Here is a 19065-nt window from a genome sequence, read left to right as displayed (position 1 = left end):
GCCCGAACTCAGATGCGGCTCCATGCGCCTTGCGCGGCCTCAGATGCGCCCCCGGCACAGCTCCAGGAGCGTCATCGCGAGCGCCGTTCCGGGCTTTCCGAGCGCGTCGCGGAAATGGCTGAGAACCTCCATTTCCCGCGACAGATTCACGCGGCGGCCGCCGGAGGAGATCCGGGCATCCTGGATGACTGCCGAGACCGCCATCCGTTCCTGTACGAGGCCGATGATCCGGTCGTCGAGTGCGTCGATGCGCTCGCGGGCGCCGGTGATGAGAACCGCGGCCTCTTCGGTGCGGGCGCCGGTCTGCTCGGTCACGGTCTGCTCGGTGACGGTCATGGTGGGGCTCCTTTGCGGGAGGGCCCCGGATCGGCACGGCCCGGAAATGACAGAACGCCCCGGGCCTTGTCGGCCCGGGGCGCCTGGGAAGTTGCTTGTCAGTGGCTCAAGCAGCACGACCATGGCAGCCGGACGGGCCGGTGCCATAGGTAAAGACGAAGGTCAGCTGCTTGTGCATGGGGGAAGTATGGACCGCCCGCCGTCCGCGGCAAAAACCCGGTTCGGATGGTGAGACGAAAAGCGGCTCCGGCGCGCCGGTAGAATCGACAAAACCGACCCCCTCCCGCCGGAAGGCCGCCAGTGTCCTCAGCGTCCCCCGCTGCCGCGCCAGACGTCGTACTCGTCGTCGACTTCGGCGCGCAGTACGCCCAGCTCATCGCCCGCCGCGTCCGCGAGGCCCGGGTCTACAGCGAGATCGTCCCGTCGACGATGCCCGTGGCCGAGATGCTGGCCAAGAACCCCAAGGCGATCATCCTCTCCGGCGGCCCGTCCTCCGTGTACGCGGAAGGCGCTCCCCGTCTCGACCGCGCGATCTTCGAGGCCGGGGTCCCCGTCTTCGGCATGTGTTACGGCTTCCAGCTGATGGCGACGACGCTCGGCGGGACCGTCGACAACACCGGTGCGCGCGAGTACGGCCGTACGCCGCTGCATGTCTCCAAGACCGGCTCGACCCTCTTCGAGGGCACCCCGGCCGAGCAGTCCGTGTGGATGTCCCACGGCGACGCCTGCTCCGCCGCGCCCGAGGGCTTCACCGTCACCGCGTCCACCGACGTCGTGCCGGTCGCCGCCTTCGAGAACGACGAGAAGAAGCTGTACGGAGTCCAGCACCACCCCGAGGTGATGCACTCGACGTACGGCCAGCAGGTTCTTGAGCACTTCCTCTACCGCGGCGCCGGCATTGAGCCGACGTGGACCACCGGCAATGTCATCGACGAGCAGGTCGAGGCCATCCGCGAGCAGGTCGGCGGCAAGCGGGCCATCTGCGGTCTGTCCGGTGGAGTCGACTCCGCTGTTGCCGCAGCTCTCGTGCAGAAGGCCATCGGCTCCCAGCTCACCTGCGTGTACGTCGACCACGGCCTGATGCGCAAGGGCGAGACCGAGCAGGTCGAGAAGGACTTCGTCGCGGCAACCGGCGTCCGGCTGAAGGTCGTCGACGCGCAGGAGCGGTTCCTCGGCGCGCTGGCCGGGGTCAGTGACCCCGAGGAGAAGCGGAAGATCATCGGCCGCGAGTTCATCCGGGTCTTCGAGCAGGCCCAGGCCGAGATCATCGCCGAGGCCGAGCACGGCGAGGACGTCGCGTTCCTCGTGCAGGGCACGCTCTACCCGGACGTCGTCGAGTCCGGCGGCGGCACCGGCACCGCCAACATCAAGTCGCACCACAACGTCGGCGGCCTTCCCGAGGACCTCGAGTTCGAGCTCGTCGAGCCGCTGCGCAAGCTGTTCAAGGACGAGGTCCGGATGGTCGGCCAGGAGCTCGGCCTGCCGGAGGAGATCGTCCAGCGCCAGCCCTTCCCGGGCCCGGGCCTCGGTATCCGTATCGTCGGCGAGGTCACCAAGGACCGCCTGGACCTGCTGCGCGAGGCGGACGCGATCGCCCGCGAGGAGCTGACCGCGGCCGGCCTGGACCGTGACATCTGGCAGTGCCCGGTCGTGCTGCTCGCGGACGTGCGCAGCGTCGGCGTGCAGGGTGACGGCCGCACCTACGGCCACCCGATCGTGCTCCGGCCGGTCTCGTCCGAGGACGCCATGACGGCGGACTGGACTCGCATGCCGTACGACGTGCTGGCAAAGATCTCGACGCGGATCACCAACGAGGTCGCGGACGTGAACCGCGTCGTCCTCGATGTGACGAGCAAGCCGCCGGGCACCATCGAGTGGGAGTAACCACCGCCTGGGCCCGCTAGGACTGCTCCAGCTCGAAGTCCTCGTAGTGGAAGCCCGGGGCGACGATGCAGGTCACCAGGACCGGCTCGTCGCCCACGGGCTCCGCCGCCTGCCAGGTCCCGGCCGGGATCAGCAGTTGGGGCTGTTCGCCGGACTCCACCCCGGGGCCCAGGGTCAGGCTCTGTGTCTCGGACGGCTTCTCGTCCGTGCCGCCGAAGCGGAGGCGGAGCGGGCCGCCGCGGTGCCAGAGCCAGAGTTCGTCGGAGCGTACGCGGTGCCAGCGCGAGCTCTCGCCGGGGTGCAGCAGGAAGTAGATCCCGGTGGCGTACGCGCGCGGGCCGGGGTAGCCGCGCGGGGTCGTCGAGCCCGCCGTCCTCCAGGTCTCCTTGAACCAGCCGCCCTCGATGTGCGGTTCGAGGCCGAGGAGCGGGACCAGCGGAGATGTCGTGTCGGTCATGAGCGCATTCTCGTACAAGGCGTGCGAAGTCTCTGGTCACTTCGGGTACCCGAAGGTAGCTTCCAGCCATGACTGAGAAGCCCCCTCCCATCCCCGTCGAGCAGCTGCGCTTCGCCATGCCGCCCGTGCACGAGTCCGTGGTGGACGAGCGGGCCTACCGCAAGGAGCGGCTCGCCGGGGCGCTGCGGCTCTTCGGGCGGTTCGGTTACGAGGACGGGGTGTCCGGCCATATCACCGCGCGGGACCCGGAGTTCACGGACTGCTTCTGGGTCAATCCCTTCGGTGTGCCGTTCACGCAGGTCACGGCCGGTGATCTGATCCTGGTGAACGACGGGGGCCAGGTCGTCGTCGGCCGCCACCACGTCAACCAGGCCGCGTTCGCCGTGCATGCGCAGGTGCACCGCGCGCGGCCGGATGTCGTCGCCGTCGCGCACACCCACTCCGTGCACGGCCGGGCGCTGTCCGCCCTCGGTGAGCTGATCGAGCCGATCACGCAGGAGGCATGCGGTTTCTACGAGGACCACGCGCTGGTCGACTCGTACACCGGAGTGATCGTGGACGAGGAGGAGGGCCGGCGGATCGCGGGCGCCCTCGGTGCGTACAAGGCCGTCGTCCTGCGCAACCACGGGCTGCTGACCGTCGGCGACTCGGTCGACGCGGCGGCCTGGTGGTTCATCTCGATGGAGCGCTGCGCGCAGGTGCAGCTCGCGGCCCGGGCGGCGGGCAAGCCCGTGCTGATCGAGCACCGGGACGCGGTGGCCACGCGCGATCAGCTCGGCAGTGATCTGGTCGCGTGGATCAACTACCAGCCCCTGTGGCGGCAGATCAGCCAGGAGGAGCCGGAGCTGCTTCAATAGCCCCACAACCGGCCACGCGGTGGCCGAAGTCAATCTCGGCACGGCACATTCACCCGCCCTGGCCTCCGGCGCCGGAGCGTGGACCCCTTCCGTACGGCACAATTCCCAGGAATTGCACGGAAGTTCAGTCGGTACGCGGGAAAGGGCGGCGTCGGTCGTGGCGGTGCAGGAAGCGGGACAGTGCGACGAATGCACGCACGGCGCGCGCGAAGAGCATCGGCGTGCCGTGGCGGCCTTCATCGCCAAGCGGGACGAGCTCGCCGCCGGACAGGGGCTGCCGGTCGCCCTCTCGCACTCGCCGAGCGCCTCGCGCCAGTGGGTGTCGGACGAGCTGTACCAGTCGGCCCGCACGGTCGCCGACCGCAGCCGCGAAGAGGGCGAGGCCTGGCTCCAACTGGTGTGGTGCCGCACGCTGTTGATCATCTGGATGAGCGTGGGGGCGCTGGTGCTCGGTCAGGCGGCCACCGCGATCGGCGCGGGCTGGACCGGCGCCCGGACGGCAGGGCTGATCGCCGCCGTCGCCGTCGGCGGGCTGCTGACCGCGGCCGCGCGGCTGCACCGTTCGCGCGGCGGTCTCCTCGCTCCGCTGATCGGCGAGGACAACCGCCTCTCCACCTCCCGCGCCGTCGCCACCGCCTGGGTGCTGCTCGTCGTCTTCGCGGTCCTGGTGCTCGCCGCCCAGCTGGCCGGTGCCTCCTCGGCCGCCGACCGGGACAGGCTGATCGAAGGTCTCGACCTGGCCAGGGGCGCGGGCACGCTGTCCGTCCTCGCCCTGGTGTGTGGGATCGCCGTTGTCATCCGCAGCGTGGTGGCCGTGCGCGTCACGAACCGGCGGTTGCAGAAGATCCGGGCCGACCGCCCGCGCCTCGCGGATCTGCTCTGCGACGACGGCGGGCGCGGCAGCTTCGCGGATGTGCAGTACGCGCTGGTCAGCGCCGTTGCCGTGGTCTTCGCGCTGGTCCGGCTGGCGCGGCGGCCCGAGCAGCTGCCCGATCTGCCGTGGGGGCTCGCGCTCCTGGTCGCGGTCTCGGCGGCGACGTACTTCGCCGGGAAGTACACGGAGGGCGGCCCGCCGGTCGTCCTTTCGGTCGTACGGGCCCGTGAGGCCGGGGATCTGGATGCCCCCATCCGTACGGGCGACGACATCGAGATCCGCGGCGCGGGCTTCGTGCCGCCGGGTGCGGGTGCGCCCGACCGGCTCGCCCGGATGGTCGTCCGTATCGGCGCGGTGCATGTCCATGTCCCGCTGATCCCGGTCCCGGGCGGCTTCGCCAACCCGACGGACACGGTGCTCACGGTGCCGGTCCCGGCCGAGGTCGAGCCCGGGCAGGTGGACGTCCAGGTGGTGACGGCGGCGGGCGTGGAGAGCAACCGCTGTCCGATCCAGGTGAAGGACTGAGACATGTGAAGGCCTGACTCACCACACTCGTCTGTCACAGAGTGCGCGGCACGGCTGGTGAGCGGCCCGGCTTCGTCGTACGTATGGTCAGTTGACGGGTCAACCGAAGGCGGGACCAGTGATGACACACACATATCGGACGACGGCCGGCTACGGATCGTTCGACGGCGGGCGCGGCGGCTGGAGGGAGAGGGCGAGCCGTTACGCCCTTGTGCCGCTGCGGATCTTTCTCGGCGTGACCTTTATTTACGCGGGCATCGACAAACTCACCGACAGCCAGTTCATGGCGGCCAGCGGCAGCGGCTCCATCGGAGATCTGATGCGCAGCGTGCGTGACACCTCCGCCGTGCCCGCCCTGGTCGATCTTGCGCTCAAGAGCCCCGAGGGCTTCGGCTATGCGATCGCCTTCGGTGAGCTGGCCGTCGGCATCGGCACCCTGGTCGGGCTGCTGGCCCGGCTCGCCGCGCTCGGCGGTGCGCTCATCTCGCTGAGCCTGTGGCTGACCGTGAGCTGGCAGACCGAGCCGTACTACTACGGCAACGATCTCGCCTATCTCATGGCCTGGCTGCCGCTGGTGCTCGCCGGCGCCGCGGTGTTCTCACTCGACGCCCTTCTGGCGGAGCGGCGGCGCCGGATTCCGTAGTGAATCCAGGTCACCGCCCCGGCCAGGAACAGACCGCCGAAGACGACCGGGAAGACCACGAACCAGGGTGTCTGCCACGAGCCGGCCGCATCGCCCGCGTACAGCAGCGCTGCGGCCAGCACGGCGAGACCCGCGACCAGCTTGCCCGGCCGGAAACCATGCCGGAGTTCACGACGCGGCACGGGTCACCTCCACCTGTCCGATGCCCACTTCGAGGTTCAGCTCCACAGTGCCCGAAGGCTTCGCCCCCGCGGGGGCGGGCAGCGTCTGCTGCCGTTTCTTGCCGGCCGAGACGTCGATGTCGTTCGGCCCGTCCTCGGGGAGACGGATGTCGCCGATGCCCGCCTCGGCCCGTACCTTCACCGGCGCGTTCTTCGGCACGACGACCTTGAGCCGGCCGGCTCCGACCTCGGCACTCGTCGACACCGTCCGACCCGCGGGCACGGCGAGGGACGACAGATCGAGCGTCGCGACCCCCGAACCCAGCTCGTAGTGCTCCCGCACGGCTGCCACAGTGGCGGGCTTCCAGCCCGTACGCACCCACTGGGTGCTGATGTCCTTGGGCAGCGCGGCCGCGCCCGCCAGCAGTGCCGCCGTGATCACCGTCATCATGATCGTGCCGAAGCCGGTACGGCCCAGCAGCGAGCTGACCAGTAGGCCCAGCCCGAACACCGCCAGCGCGCAGACCAGTCCGATCTGAAGGCTCGTGCCCAGCGGATTGCTGTCCCAGCTGAGACCGGTGCCGAGGCCGCCCGCGATCAGAGCGTTGAGGAAGATGGCGCCGCCGATTCCGCGCGGGCCGCGCGACTGCGGGGGAGCCGAGGACGTACGCCGCCGGGGCGGTGCGCCGGCCTCCCTCTGCGTCTCCGCCTCCGCGACCGCGTCCTCGGGACCCCACAGATAGCCCGAAGCCACGGGGCCCGTCGTGCCGTCCTTGATGATCGGGTCCCGCCACCACGAGGGGCTGTCGGGCGCGGGCGGCGCCTTGGTCTCAGGCGGGGCCTCGGCCACCGCGTGCGCCGTCGCCGCGTCCAGCGGCGCGCCGCCGGGCGCGGTGACACGGCGGCGCTGCGACCACACGGCCGAGCCCGCGACCGCGATCGAGAGCATCGCGGCGAAGGCGAGCGTCCCGCCGTTGCTCAGCATCGACAGGAACACTCCGCAGCCGGTCAGCGCGAGCAGCACGGCCGCCAGCGAAGCGACCTCGACCCGGCCCGACAGCAGCCTGCGGATCTCGTTCTCCTCCTCGCCCTCCAACGGGATCAGCAGCCAGGCGAAGCCGTAGAAGATGAGGCCGAGACCGCCGGTCACGGAGAGCACGCCGATCACGATCCGGAAGATCACCGGATCCACGTCGCAGTAACGCCCGAGCCCGCCGCAGACACCGGCCACGACCTTCTGGCGGGAGGCGCGGCGCAGCTGCTGCGCTTCGGGCGGCACATCCGGCTGCGCCTGAGGCGAAGTGGTCGGCTGAGTCATACGTCCATGGTGACGGGCCGCGCGCCCAGGCGGCACCCACGCCGACCCTGGCCGTTCCCTGATATCGGCCGCCCGCCCCCGCGCGCGGATCAGGGTCGGTTTAAGGGACGACCCTGATACCGCGGCCCGTCCCTGCGTGTGACGATCGGAACATGCCAGTCGCCGCGCCCCGACCCGCCGGACCCTCCCGCGCCCCCGTGCCCGAGGAGCAGCCGCTGCGCAAGCTGTACCGCAGCGCGGACGGCCGGATGCTCGGCGGTGTGGCACGCGGCCTGGCGGGCCATCTGGGGCTGCCCGTCATCTGGGTACGGCTGGTCTTCCTCGGCCTGTTCATGGCCGACGGCCTGGGCGTGCTGCTGTACGCGGTCTTCTGGATCGTCGTGCCGCTCGGCGTCGGGGGCAGGACCGCCGAGCCGCGCTCCGTCTTCGAGACCACGGCCGACGGCCGGCGCAGGCTGCGCAAGCCCGACAAGGGCCAGCTCTTCGCGATGGTCGCGCTGCTCGTCGGCGCCGCGATCTTCGCGGGCAATGTGCAGATGGGCAGCAGCGCCGGCCGCTATGTCTGGCCGATCCTGCTGATCGGCGCCGGTGTGGTGCTGGTGTGGCGGCAGGCGGACAACGCGCGCCGCGCGCGCTGGACCGAGGTCGGCCGCCGCCGCAGGCTGCTGCAGCTGGGCCGCGCGCTGGCGGGCGTGGCCCTTGTCGGCATGGGCCTGACCGTCTTCATCGTGGTCCGCGGCTCGGCCGCCCAGCTCGGCAACGTACTGACCGCGGCGATCGCCGTGATCGCCGGTGTCGCGCTGCTTGCCGGGCCCTGGCTGGTGCGGATGACCCAGGACCTCTCGGAGGAGCGGACGATGCGCATCCGGGCCCAGGAACGTGCCGAAGTCGCCGCGCACGTCCATGACTCCGTCCTGCACACCCTCACCCTGATCCAGCGCAACGCCGACGACGGGGGCGAAGTGCGCAGGCTCGCCCGCGCCCAGGAGCGCGAGCTGCGGAACTGGCTCTACAAACCCGAGGGCACCGGCAAGGACGAGGACGAGGAACCCGACACCCTCGCCGACGCGGTGAAGAAGGCGGCGGCCGAGGTCGAGGACAAGCACGGTGTCCCGCTGGAGGTCGTAGTCGTCGGAGACTGCCCGCTGGACGAGAAACTGGTCGCACAGATGCAGGCCGCACGCGAGGCGATGGTCAATGCGGCCAAGTACGGTGGCGAGGGCGGGGCAGTGCAGGTCTACGCGGAGGTCGAGGGCCGCACGGTCTTCGTCTCCGTACGGGACCGCGGGCCCGGATTCGATCCGGATTCGGTGCCCCAGGACCGGATGGGCGTAAGAGAATCGATCATCGGCCGGATGCAGCGCAACGGCGGCACGGCACGGCTTCGCTCGGTACCCGGCGGGGGCACCGAGGTCGAGCTGGAGATGGAGAGGGCGGGCGAATGACCGAGACCGAGGCTGCGGGAGAGACCGCACAGCGGCGCGTACGGGTCGTGCTCGTCGACGACCACCGGATGTTCCGCACGGGCGTGCAGGCGGAAATCGGCCAGACTGCCACCACCGGCGTCGAAGTGGTCGGCGAGGCGGCCGACGTGGACCAGGCGGTCACCGTGATCACGGCGACCCGGCCCGAAGTCGTTCTGCTCGACGTGCATCTGCCGGGTGGCGGCGGGGTGGAGGTGCTGCGGCGCTGCGCCCCCCTCATGGCGGCCGCCGAGAACCCCGTACGGTTCCTGGCGCTGTCCGTCTCGGACGCGGCGGAGGACGTCATCGGGGTGATCCGGGGCGGTGCGCGCGGCTATGTCACCAAGACCATCACCGGTACGGACCTGGTCGACTCGATCTTCCGCGTGCAGGACGGCGACGCGGTGTTCTCTCCGCGGCTCGCGGGCTTCGTCCTCGACGCGTTCGCCTCGACGGACGCGCCGCCGGTGGACGAGGACCTCGATCGGCTCACTCAGCGCGAACGGGAAGTTCTGCGGCTGATCGCGCGGGGATACGCGTACAAGGAAATCGCGAAGCAGCTGTTCATCTCGGTGAAGACGGTGGAGTCCCATGTGTCGGCGGTGCTGCGCAAGTTGCAGCTCTCGAATCGTCACGAATTGACGCGATGGGCGACGGCTCGTCGTCTGGTCTAGGCTCCGTTGTGAGGTAACTGGTACATAGGCGGGCAACCGACTGTGCCGTGATCACCTCTTGTTTTGCGTGATGAATTTGACGGGGAACACCTTCTTCGTGATCACGATCGTCCTGGTCGTGATCGCCGTACTCCTGCCGCTCCTGTTCTGGAGCCGGCTGCGCGGACCCGCCGTGGTGCGGGGCGGCGGCCGGCTGATCATGGTGCTCTTCGCGCAGGCGACGGCGGTCCTGATGGTGTTCGTGGCGGTCAACAACGCCAATGGCCTGTACGACAGCTGGGACGACCTGCTCGGCACGTCGAACCATGTGAACACCGCGGTCGACCTCGGCCCCAGCGGCACCGGCGGCAGGCAGATATCCTCGCTGCCCACGTTGCACCAGAAGTTCGACAAGGTCGATGATCCCTCGCTCGGCAACGGGCTGCGCCGCACCTATCTCAAGGGCGGGATATCGGGCGTGGAGGGCGAGGTCCTCGTCTGGCTGCCGCCGCAGTACGACGACCCCGCCTACCGCAACAAGAAGTTCCCGGTCGTCGAACTGCTCGCCGGTTTCCCCGGCTCCTCCAAGAGCTGGTTCAAGGCCATGAAGGCGCAGTCCAAGATCCAGCCGCTGATCGAGTCGGGCAGGGTCGCTCCCTTCATACTCGTCTCGCCCCGCACGATGCTGCTGGGCGCGTCCGACGCCGGATACGCGAACATCCCCGGCACGGTCAACGCCGACACCTGGCTGACGGTCGACGTGCGCAAGATGATCTCTGACAACTTCCGGGTCTCCCTCGGCCCCGACAGCTGGGCCATCGCGGGCTACTCGGCGGGCGGGCACGGCGCGGCCAAACTGGCCTTCGCCCACCCCGACCGCTACCGCGCGGCGGTCAGCCTCTCCGGCTACAACGACCCGGCGGCGGAGAAGGACTCGATAACGGGTTCGGACCCGGAGCTGCGCCGCGAGAACGACGTACTGCACATCCTGAAGTCGGCCAAGAAGCCGCCGCGTGTCTCGCTGCTGGCGACGGGCGAGGGAGTGGACGGGTACCTGCCCGGCCTCGCGCTCCAGCGAGCGGCCAAGGGACCGACGAAGGTCGAGGTGCGCAAGACGACCGGCGGGCACCTCACCCGGGTGTGGGGCAGGGAAATGCCGTACGCGTTCGAGTGGCTGACGCGGCAGATGCATCTGCAGGGCATGACCCGGCCCCACGGAAAGGACCAGGGAGACACCGTGGGACAGGCCAGGGGCCGGAGCGATGACCGGAAGCAGGAGGGGGAGCCGACCGACAGCGCCGCCGGACTGCTCGAGTAGCTCGCTGTAACGCCCATGGCCTACCGGCGTGACACGTCCAGTGCCATGTCGGTCTTGTCGCCGACCCGCCGGTAGCCGATCCCCGCATAGATCCGCTCGATGTCCGCGTCGCCCGGCTCCAGCCAGACGACCTTGCAGCCGCGGTCGAAGGCGGTAGCCGTCAGATACGCGGAGAGGGCGGCGCCGATGCCGCGGCGGCGGTGCGACGCGGCGACCGCGAGACCGCACAGCTCGCTCATCCCGTCGACCGGAATGGAGCAGCCGCCTGCGGCGACCGTGGTCCCGTCCGCCTTGTCCCTGGCGAGCGCCGCGACCCCGCCGCCCTCGTGGGCCCCGCGGAGCCAGGCGATCTCGCCCTCGGTCGGCTCGCCCGTGTCGCCGTACGCGAGATGCTGCACGGCGGCCGCGGCGGTGAATCCGGCCGGGTCGCAGGGCTCGCTGATCGCTGTCCCGGCCACCGGCGCGGGCGGGAGGAGGGAGCCGGGCGCGCAGGCCAGCAGTGGGGCGCGGTTGACGACCGCGAAGCCCGCGGCGAGCAGCGCGGGCTCCACCTCGGGCGCGCAGGACGGCAGGAACTCAAGACGCGGCATCCGGTCGCGCTCGCGGAAGACGGCGATCAGAGCGCCGATCTCTTCGGTGGTCGGCTCCGCGCCGTGGTCCGGTATGGCGTAATTCGCCGGCGGGATGGCCCAGTTGGGGTGGTAGCGCACCGTGAAGGGGCCGACCCGCACATGATCGGGCGACCGGAGCGCGAGGGTGCGTACGTAGTTCTGGACGTCGACGTCCACATCGGGCTCCTGCGGCGTTCGGGATCTTTGGACGCCGGGGATCCTATGCGGGCCGGGTGGCACCGGCGAAAGGCATTTCGTCGATCGGCGCGACCCGGACCGGGGCGCCGGGGCGGGGTGCGTGGATCATCTGTCCGCCGCCGATGTAGAGGCCGACATGGCTGATGCCGGAGTAGAAGAACACCAGGTCACCGGGGGCTAGTTCGGAGCGCGATACACGCCGGCCCGCGTTGATCTGGGTGTACGTGGTGCGGGGCAGCGAGACTCCCGCGGAGCGCCAGGCGGCCTGGGTGAGCCCGGAACAGTCGAAGGAGTCGGGCCCGGTGGCGCCCCAGACGTACGGCTTGCCGAGCGCCCCGTAGGCGAAGGCGACGGCCTGCGCGGCACGGGGGTTGGGGGCCTGGAGGGAGCCGCGGGGGGCCGCGGAGCGGTCGGCGCGGGCGTCGGTCGCGGCGTCCCCGTAGCCTCCGTAGGACGTCCCCTGCGAACTGTCGTAGGAGGCGCGCTGCGCGGCCGTGAGCTGGTCCAGCAGGCGTTCGGCGGCCGAGAGCTTCTCCTGGACGGTGGCCTTGTGCCTGGCCAGTTCGGTCTGCCGGGCCGTGAGCGCGCCCATCCGTCTCCCCGCCTCGGCCCGCAACCGGGCGATGTCCACGAGCTGTTGGTGCACTCCGGCGATGGCGTCGGCCTGACGGGTGCCGACCCGCTCGGCGAGCGCGGCACGCTCCAGATACTCGTCCGGGTCGGAGGTCAGCGCGAGCTGCAGCGCCGGGTCGATGCCGCCCGCGCGGTATTGGGCGGTGGCGATCGAACCGAGCGCGTTGCGTGAGGTGTTGAGCAGCTCGGTCCTGCGGGTGGCCTCGTCGCGCAGCTCGTCCAGCGAGCTGCGGGCGCTCGCGGTCTGCTCCTTGGCCCCGTTGTACTTCTCGGTGGCGGCCTCGGCCTCCTCGTAGAGCTTGTCGACCTTGGCCTTGACCTGTGCGGGGGTGAGGACGGGCTCCGCAAGTGCGGTGCCGTTGAATGCGGTGGTCGTTGCGGCGCCGGCGAGCGCGAGGGTGGCGGCGGTCCGGGCCGCGGGCCCGGTGAGCGGATGCTGCTTCGGTTTCCGGTGCGCTGCCACGAGGGCGTCCACGTCCTTCCGTCTTCCCTGCGGTCCGAGCCCGAGTCCGACGGCGGTCCGCACGGGGGGAGCGGTCCGCCGCCGGATCTCTCGGCGGTGGTGGCCGACGGCCGCCCGGGAGCTCGGCGGCGGTGGGGAGTCGGTCACCTGAGGAAGGACGCTAAACCTGGGGATCACGGGGCTGAGGCGCAAGGACCGGTTTTGCCCGAAGGTGGACACCCTGGACCGCTTTCTGGGAGCGGACCTGATGGCACCGGCCCGACCCCGGTACCGCTGTGACCGATGCGGCGAATGAGGCACACCTGCCCAAAGGGCGGTGGTATGGGGATCGTTAGGGGGTGTCTTTCGGATCTTGCCGGGCTCGCGTGCCCTGGCACGCACATCTGCCGCGTTGTCGTCAGTCGCCTACGCTCCGCGTGGGCTCCATCCTCCGCCTTGCAGCTGCACGCACCAGACCCCGCTCACTGACCCGGCCTGATCCGAAAGACACCCCCTAAGCTCCGCCTCATGGACGTACTCATCAATGTCTTCGTCGCCCTGCACATCATCGGTATCGCGTTGCTGCTCGGCGGCTTCCTCACCCAGATGAAGGCGATGGGCGCGGGGACGGCCCGCTTCAGCCCGGCGATGCTGCACGGTGCGCTGACGATGCTGGTCACCGGCGTGGTGCTGGTGGGCCTGAACCGGGCGGACGACCAGCCGGTGAACAGCCTGAAGATCGGGATCAAGCTGGCCGTGCTGGTGGTCATCCTGGGCCTCGTCTACGTCAAGCGGGACGAGGAGAAGGTCGACAAGGCGCTGTTCGGCGCGGTGGGCGGGCTGACGATCGCGAACATCTTCATCGCGACGCTCTGGACCTGATGCCCGGGATGCCCGGGATGCCCGGGGTGCTCGGGGTGCGCCGGGCATGAGAACGCCCGGGCGCGCTTCGGAAGCCCGGGCGTTCGGCTGCTGCGGTGTTACGCGGGGCGCACGCTGCCGTAGATCGGCATGTAGTAGATCGACTCCTCGCGGACGTTCGTACCGGGCTTCGGCGCGTGGATCATCATGCCGTCGCCGATGTAGATGCCGACGTGGCTGATGTCGTCGTAGAAGAAGACCAGGTCACCCGGGAGCAGATCCTTCGTCGCGACCCGCGTGCCCACGTTCACCTGGTCCCAGGTGGTGCGCGGCAGGTCCACACCGGCCGCCTTCCAGGCGGCCTGGGTCAGCCCCGAGCAGTCGTACGAACTCGGGCCGGTCGCTCCCCAGACGTACGGCTTGCCGACCTGGGCGCGGGCGAAGGCGAGGACCTTGTCGGCCTTGGCCGCGTACGTGCTGTCGGTGGTGCCGGTGCCGGTGCCGGTGCCGGTGCCGGTGCCGGTGTCCGTGCCCGTCCCGGTGCTGGTGTCCTGGCTCTGCGCGGCCTCCTGCTGCTGCCGCGCCGCCTCTTCCTTGGCGCGGGCCTCCGCCTCCGCCTTGGCCTGTGCCTCGGCCTTGAGGCGGGCTTCCTCCTGCTTCTGGCGCTCGATCGCGGCGAGCCGGGCCTTCTCCTCGGCGGTCAGCTTCGACAGCAGCTCCCGTGCCTCGGCGAGCTTCGCCTGGACCTCCTGCTTGCTGGCGCTCAGGGCCTTCTGCGAGAGCGTGAGCGACTCGAGCTTCTCGTTCGCCGCCGCGCGCTGCTTGGCGTCCGCGGCCCGCTGGGTCTCGTAGTCGTCGATCACCGTGCGCTGACGGTCGGTCATCCGGTCCATCAGCTGCGTCTGGTCGAAGTACGCCTGCGGGCTGTCCGCGAAGAGCAGCGCGGCGGTCGGAGTGACGGCTCCCGTGCGGTACTGCGTGGCCGCGTAGTTGCCCAGCACTCTGCGCGACTCGTTCAGCTTCTCGGTACGCGTGGCGGCCTCGTCGAGCAGCTCGTCGACCTCGCGCCGCTTCGCGTCGGTGGATTCCTTGGCCTTGTTGTACTTCTCGGTCGCGGTGCCGGCCTGCCGGTAGAGGTCGTCGACCTTCTTCTGCACCTCTTCGATGGAGGGCTTCGGCTCGGTCGGCACGGCGTTGGCGCTCTGCGTCGACAGCAGCGTGACGCCGGCGATGGCTGCCGTCGTGAGCCCGACGGCGGGTGAGGTCGTGGTACGGCTGCGTTCCTTGCGATGCGACGCCAAGGCCGGCATCTCCTTCTTCCGTGGGCCGCCTACCGGGTTAGCTGTCGGGTTCGGGCGGAACGGAAGGTCGCCCTACGGACCGGATGGGGTGCGGTCCGATTCACCCCGGTTGTGCATGGTGGGTCCCCGGTTCCGAACTTCCTTGCGGAAAGCCCGAATTCGGCGCAGGCTGCCCGATGTGGCGCGGATCGCCAGGGGGATACGGGCCGCCTGGTCGAGCACCGTAGCCAACTCGTGTGGCCGCTGTGAAGGTTGATGTTCGATATGCCCGATACATTTTCGTGACCTTGCCGATCGGCGGACCCGGACGTTCCGGAAGATGACCCGACGACATGGCCCGATCACGCAGGGTCGCGAGGATTACGGAGGGTGGTGGCCCGATGCGGCGGCAAGCTGTCAGTGCGGCGGCCTAGACTCGTAGAGCGATGAGCAGCCTCTTTGACGACAGCTTCCTGGCGGACCTCCAGCCCAGCTCGGAGCACCCTCCGCCGCCGCCCGAGGACCCCTCCCCGGAGGAGATGCCTGACGATCTCTTCCAGGGCGCGTTCGACGTGCCCCCGGCCCGGGATCCGTACCACCGCGACGGCGCCCCGCGCACCGTCGTGGACCCCGCCGCCCTCCTCGAAGGGCTGAACGAACAGCAGCGCGCCGCCGTCGTGCACACCGGCTCGCCGCTGCTCATCGTCGCCGGGGCCGGATCCGGCAAGACCCGGGTGCTGACCCACCGGATCGCGTATCTGCTGGGGACCCGCAGCGTCCACCCCGGCCAGATACTGGCGATCACCTTCACCAACAAGGCCGCCGGCGAGATGAAGGAGCGCGTCGAGCAGCTCGTCGGGCCGCGGGCCAACGCCATGTGGGTGTCCACCTTCCACAGCGCGTGTGTCCGCATCCTGCGCCGGGAGTCGAAGAGGCTCGGCTTCACCTCGTCGTTCTCGATCTACGACGCGGCGGACTCGAAGCGGCTGATGGCCCTGGTCTGCCGGGACCTTGATCTCGACCCCAAGAAGTTCCCGCCGAAGGCCTTCAGCGCCAAGATCTCGAACCTGAAGAACGAGCTGATCGACGAGGAGACCTTCGCCGACCAGGCTGCCGACGGTTTCGAGAAGACGCTCGCCGAGGCATACCGCATGTACCAGGGCAGGCTGCGCGAGGCCAACGCCCTGGACTTCGACGACATCATCATGACGACGGTGCATCTGCTCCAGGCGTTCCCGGACGTCGCCGAGCACTACCGGCGCCGCTTCCGCCATGTCCTGGTGGACGAGTACCAGGACACCAACCACGCTCAGTACACACTCGTACGCGAGCTGGTGGGGACGGGGTACGAGGACCTGCCGCCGGCCGAGCTGTGTGTCGTCGGCGACGCCGACCAGTCGATCTACGCCTTCCGCGGTGCGACCATCCGCAACATCCTCCAGTTCGAGGAGGACTACCCGGACGCGACGACGATCCTGCTGGAGCAGAACTACCGCTCGACGCAGACGATCCTCTCCGCCGCCAACGCGGTCATCGAGCGGAACGAAAGCCGCCGCCCCAAGAACCTGTGGACGAACGCGGGCGCGGGCGCGCAGATCACCGGCTATGTCGCCGACACCGAGCACGACGAGGCGCAGTTCGTCGCCGACGAGATCGACCGGCTGACGGACGCGGGCGACGCGAAGGCGGGCGACGTCGCCGTCTTCTACCGTACGAACGCCCAGTCCCGTGTCTTCGAAGAGATCTTCATCCGCGTCGGACTGCCGTACAAGGTCGTCGGCGGAGTGCGCTTCTACGAGCGCAAGGAGGTCCGCGATGTGCTGGCGTATCTGCGGGTGCTGGCCAATCCGGAGGACAACGTCCCGCTGCGCCGGATCCTGAACGTCCCCAAGCGCGGCATCGGCGAGCGCGCCGAGGCGATGATCGACGCCCTGGGGCTGCGCGAGAAGATCACCTTCCCGCAGGCGCTGCGCCGCGTCGACGAGGCGTACGGCATGGCGGCCCGCTCCGCGAATGCCGTCAAGCGCTTCAACGTGCTGATGGAGGATCTGCGCACGGTCGTCGACTCCGGCGCCGGCCCGGCTGTGGTGCTGGAGGCCGTCCTGGAGCGCACCGGCTATCTCGCCGAGCTGCAGGCCTCGACCGACCCGCAGGACGAGACGCGTATCGAGAACCTCCAGGAACTGGCCGCCGTGGCCCTGGAGTTCGAGCAGGACCGCGCAGCGGAAGAAGGCGCGGGCACGCTCGCCGAATTCCTGGAACAGGTCGCGCTCGTCGCCGACTCCGACCAGATCCCCGACGAGGACGAGGACGGCTCCGGCGTCATCACGCTGATGACGCTGCACACCGCCAAGGGCCTTGAGTTCCCTGTGGTGTTCCTGACGGGCATGGAGGACGGCGTCTTCCCGCACATGCGCGCCCTCGGCCAGGCGAAGGAGCTGGAGGAGGAGCGGCGGCTCGCCTACGTCGGCATCACGCGCGCCCGCGAGCGCCTGTATCTGACCCGGTCGTCGATGCGCAGCGCCTGGGGCCAGCCCTCGTACAACCCGCCCTCGCGCTTCCTGGAGGAGATCCCGGGGCAGCACCTGGAGTGGAAGCGGACCGGCCCGATGGCCGCGCCCGCGGGGCCGACCTCCGGCATCACGTCGTCGCTCTCGTCCTCGCGCTCCCGCTCGGGCGGCGGTGCGTCGGGCTTTGCCACGCGGCGTGCGAGCGAGAAGCCGGTGATCTCGCTGTCGGTCGGTGACCGGGTCACGCACGACCAGTTCGGTCTGGGGACCGTGGTGGAGGTGACGGGGTCGGGCTCGGACGCGCAGGCGACGATCGACTTCGGCGACACCAAGCCGAAGCGGCTGCTGCTGCGGTACGCGCCGGTCGAGAAGCTGTGAGCCCTAGGTGGGGTCGAGGCCGTGGCTGCGAAGCCACGGCAGCGGGTCTATGGCCGAGCCGCCGCCGGGCCGGACCTCGAAGTGGAGGTGCGGTCCGGTGGAGTTGCCGGAATTGCCGGAGTACGCGATGACGTCACCGGCCTTGACCGAACCGGAGCGGATCTTGGTGCTGCTGAGGTGGCAGTACCAGGTCTCCGTGCCGTCGGCCGCGGTCACGATGGCCATGTTGCCGTAGGCGCTGTTCCACTGCGTACGGACGGTGCCGTCGGTCGCGGCGCTCACTTCGGTGCCGTACGACACCGGGAAGTCGATGCCGGTGTGCACGGACATCCAGTTGACGCCGGCCTGGCCGTAGTACGCGCTCAGACCCTGCTGCTTCACCGGCAGCACGAACTTGGGGCGCAGGGCCTCGCGGCGCCTGGCCTCCTCCTCGCGTTTCTTCTTCTCCGCTTCCTGGCGCGCCTTGAGATCGAGGCGTTCCTGGGTGCGGGAGGCGCGGTCGCCGAAGTCGCGGGCGTCGGCGCTGAGAGCGGCGAGCTGCGTGTCCATCTTGTTGTTCGCCGCGACGGGCTTGACGGAGGACGGATCGGCGGCCGCGAGGCTCTTGGAGTCGTCTTTGGTGTCGGTACCGAGATTGCCGACGGAGGCGGCGGCGATGCCTGCGACGCCCATCACGCAGGCCGAGGGTACGGCGACGGTGAGGAGGGCGGAACGCTTGGCGGGGGTACGGCGACGGCCGCGGGATCCGCCGGAGCGGCGGACGGGGCGGGGGGTGACGGCGGCGGAGACGGGTTCGGGTTCCGGCGCGAAGTCGGATGCGAACTCGGACTCGGGGTCGTGCTCGGCGTCCGGATCGTCGTCGGCCTCGGAGCCGGTTTCGGCATGGGCCTCGGCGTCGAAGTGAGCCTCGTCGAACTGGGCCTCGGTGTCGAAGTAGGCCTCGGGCTCGGGCTCGGCCGCGAAGTGGGCTTCGTAGTCGGCCGCCGCGAACTCGGTCGTGAACTCCGGCTGGAAGTCGGGCTGGAATTCCGGCTGGAACTCGTTGGTGAGGCCCTCGTAGGTCGGCTCGCCGTGGGACTCCGGCTGGAGGTACTCGTGCTCCGGCGTGAACTGCTGCGGTACGACGGCCTGCGCGCCCGCGTTCCACGCGGTGGCGTCGTACGTCCCGGTGTCGAAGGCGGGCGCCGCCCACTGCCCGGTCGTGTCGTACGCGAACGTCGCCGCGGCCGTTTCGTACTGACCCGTCTGCGCGGTCTGGTTCCACGCGCCGGCGTCCCACTGCCCGGTCGTGTCGTACTGGACCGCGGAGGTGTCGTACTGCGGGAATTGCTCGGTGTACTGCGGCTGTTGTACCTGCTGCGCGCCGTAGACGTCGTAACCGGCGGTCTGGTGCGACCCGGTGTCCCACTGGGTGCTGTCGTACTGGCCGCTGTGGCCCGCCTCGTAACTCCCGGGGAGCGCACCGAAGAGCGGGTCGGCGTCGAAGCTGCCAGTGGTCGAATACCCGTCGTGTCCGACGTACCCGGCGTGGGCGTGCTGGTCGTTCACCAACTTCTCTCTCGCCTCGGCAGCAGGACCTGGGTTCTGGGAGCCACGGGGAGCGGGGGACCCAGAGGGAAAGCAGTGGCGCGACTGTACCCGGCGGTATGCGACGGCGACAATC

General features: G+C 70.0%; 16 protein-coding genes and 1 riboswitch. Of the genes, 9 read left to right on the top strand and 7 right to left on the bottom strand.

All coding sequences use genetic code 11. From position 1 onward, the window contains the following. Positions 1 to 39 precede the first annotated feature (39 nt). Positions 40 to 336, bottom strand: a complete 297-nt coding sequence (locus tag OG905_RS16550; protein ID WP_328670347.1) for a chorismate mutase — start codon at positions 334 to 336, stop codon at positions 40 to 42. Between the two features lie 300 nt (positions 337 to 636). Here OG905_RS16550 and guaA point away from each other — a divergent pair, with 300 nt between their 5' ends. Further along, positions 637 to 2220: a glutamine-hydrolyzing GMP synthase gene (guaA, locus tag OG905_RS16545; RefSeq protein ID WP_328670346.1), complete on the top strand. Its 1584-nt coding sequence runs from the start codon at positions 637 to 639 to the stop codon at positions 2218 to 2220. A 16-nt stretch (positions 2221 to 2236) separates the two neighbouring features. On the opposite strand, the gene OG905_RS16540 is transcribed toward guaA, so the two are convergent. Continuing rightward, positions 2237 to 2677 (bottom strand): cupin domain-containing protein, encoded by a 441-nt coding sequence (locus OG905_RS16540; RefSeq protein WP_328670345.1) that lies wholly within the window; start codon positions 2675 to 2677, stop codon positions 2237 to 2239. Between the two features lie 68 nt (positions 2678 to 2745). On the opposite strand from OG905_RS16540, the gene OG905_RS16535 reads away from it, so the two are divergent. From OG905_RS16535 to OG905_RS16525, 3 genes are all read left to right on the top strand, one after another. Next, the gene (locus OG905_RS16535) at positions 2746 to 3534 is read left to right on the top strand and encodes a class II aldolase/adducin family protein (protein WP_328670344.1); all 789 of its coding nucleotides are present in this window, start codon (positions 2746 to 2748) and stop codon (positions 3532 to 3534) included. A 157-nt stretch (positions 3535 to 3691) separates the two neighbouring features. After that, the gene (locus OG905_RS16530) at positions 3692 to 4933 is read left to right on the top strand and encodes a hypothetical protein (RefSeq protein WP_328670343.1); all 1242 of its coding nucleotides are present in this window, start codon (positions 3692 to 3694) and stop codon (positions 4931 to 4933) included. A gap of 121 nt (positions 4934 to 5054) precedes the next feature. Then, entirely contained in the window at positions 5055 to 5576 is a 522-nt protein-coding gene (locus OG905_RS16525) for a DoxX family protein (protein WP_328670342.1), read from the top strand. 168 nt (positions 5577 to 5744) lie between these two features. On the opposite strand, the gene OG905_RS16520 is transcribed toward OG905_RS16525, so the two are convergent. Continuing rightward, the gene (locus tag OG905_RS16520; protein WP_328670341.1) at positions 5745 to 7055 is read right to left on the bottom strand and encodes a PspC domain-containing protein; all 1311 of its coding nucleotides are present in this window, start codon (positions 7053 to 7055) and stop codon (positions 5745 to 5747) included. Between the two features lie 152 nt (positions 7056 to 7207). Between OG905_RS16520 and OG905_RS16515 the strand changes: the two genes are divergently transcribed. The 3 genes from OG905_RS16515 (at position 7208) to OG905_RS16505 (ending at position 10489) form a co-directional block, all read left to right on the top strand. Next, positions 7208 to 8500, top strand: coding sequence for an ATP-binding protein (locus tag OG905_RS16515; protein ID WP_266486689.1), 1293 nt, complete (start codon positions 7208 to 7210; stop codon positions 8498 to 8500). Then, the gene (locus tag OG905_RS16510; RefSeq protein ID WP_328670340.1) at positions 8497 to 9192 is read left to right on the top strand and encodes a response regulator transcription factor; all 696 of its coding nucleotides are present in this window, start codon (positions 8497 to 8499) and stop codon (positions 9190 to 9192) included. The genes OG905_RS16515 and OG905_RS16510 overlap by 4 nt, the downstream gene beginning before the upstream one ends. 70 nt (positions 9193 to 9262) lie before the next feature. Next, a complete protein-coding gene (locus tag OG905_RS16505; protein WP_328670339.1) occupies positions 9263 to 10489 on the top strand; it encodes an alpha/beta hydrolase in 1227 nt (408 codons plus the stop codon). A 20-nt stretch (positions 10490 to 10509) separates the two neighbouring features. On the opposite strand, the gene OG905_RS16500 is transcribed toward OG905_RS16505, so the two are convergent. Then, entirely contained in the window at positions 10510 to 11277 is a 768-nt protein-coding gene (locus OG905_RS16500; RefSeq protein ID WP_328670338.1) for a GNAT family N-acetyltransferase, read from the bottom strand. A gap of 43 nt (positions 11278 to 11320) precedes the next feature. Continuing rightward, positions 11321 to 12394, bottom strand: coding sequence for a C40 family peptidase (locus OG905_RS16495; RefSeq protein WP_328682394.1), 1074 nt, complete (start codon positions 12392 to 12394; stop codon positions 11321 to 11323). Positions 12395 to 12901: 507 nt separating this feature from the next. Between OG905_RS16495 and OG905_RS16490 the strand changes: the two genes are divergently transcribed. Beyond that, positions 12902 to 13255 carry a hypothetical protein gene (locus tag OG905_RS16490; protein WP_328670337.1) on the top strand — a complete coding sequence of 118 codons (354 nt, stop codon included), beginning with the start codon at positions 12902 to 12904 and terminating at the stop codon, positions 13253 to 13255. Between the two features lie 98 nt (positions 13256 to 13353). Here the strand turns inward: OG905_RS16490 and OG905_RS16485 are convergent, their stop codons facing one another. Then, positions 13354 to 14544 carry a C40 family peptidase gene (locus OG905_RS16485; protein WP_328670336.1) on the bottom strand — a complete coding sequence of 397 codons (1191 nt, stop codon included), beginning with the start codon at positions 14542 to 14544 and terminating at the stop codon, positions 13354 to 13356. Between the two features lies 1 nt (position 14545). Beyond that, a riboswitch (cyclic di-AMP (ydaO/yuaA leader) is annotated at positions 14546 to 14710 on the bottom strand. Positions 14711 to 14960: 250 nt separating this feature from the next. Here OG905_RS16485 and pcrA point away from each other — a divergent pair. Further along, complete coding sequence (gene pcrA / locus OG905_RS16480) at positions 14961 to 17402, top strand: DNA helicase PcrA (protein WP_328670335.1); 2442 nt, start codon at positions 14961 to 14963, stop codon at positions 17400 to 17402. Positions 17403 to 17405: 3 nt separating this feature from the next. On the opposite strand, the gene OG905_RS16475 is transcribed toward pcrA, so the two are convergent. Continuing rightward, complete coding sequence (locus tag OG905_RS16475) at positions 17406 to 18950, bottom strand: M23 family metallopeptidase (RefSeq protein ID WP_328670334.1); 1545 nt, start codon at positions 18948 to 18950, stop codon at positions 17406 to 17408. Positions 18951 to 19065 lie beyond the last annotated feature (115 nt).

Source organism: Streptomyces sp. NBC_00322, from assembly GCF_036147535.1.
Taxonomy (GTDB): Bacteria; Actinomycetota; Actinomycetes; order Streptomycetales; family Streptomycetaceae; genus Streptomyces.
The sequence above is the reverse complement of the archived record's forward strand: the minus strand, read 5'-3'. Positions and strand labels throughout refer to the sequence as shown.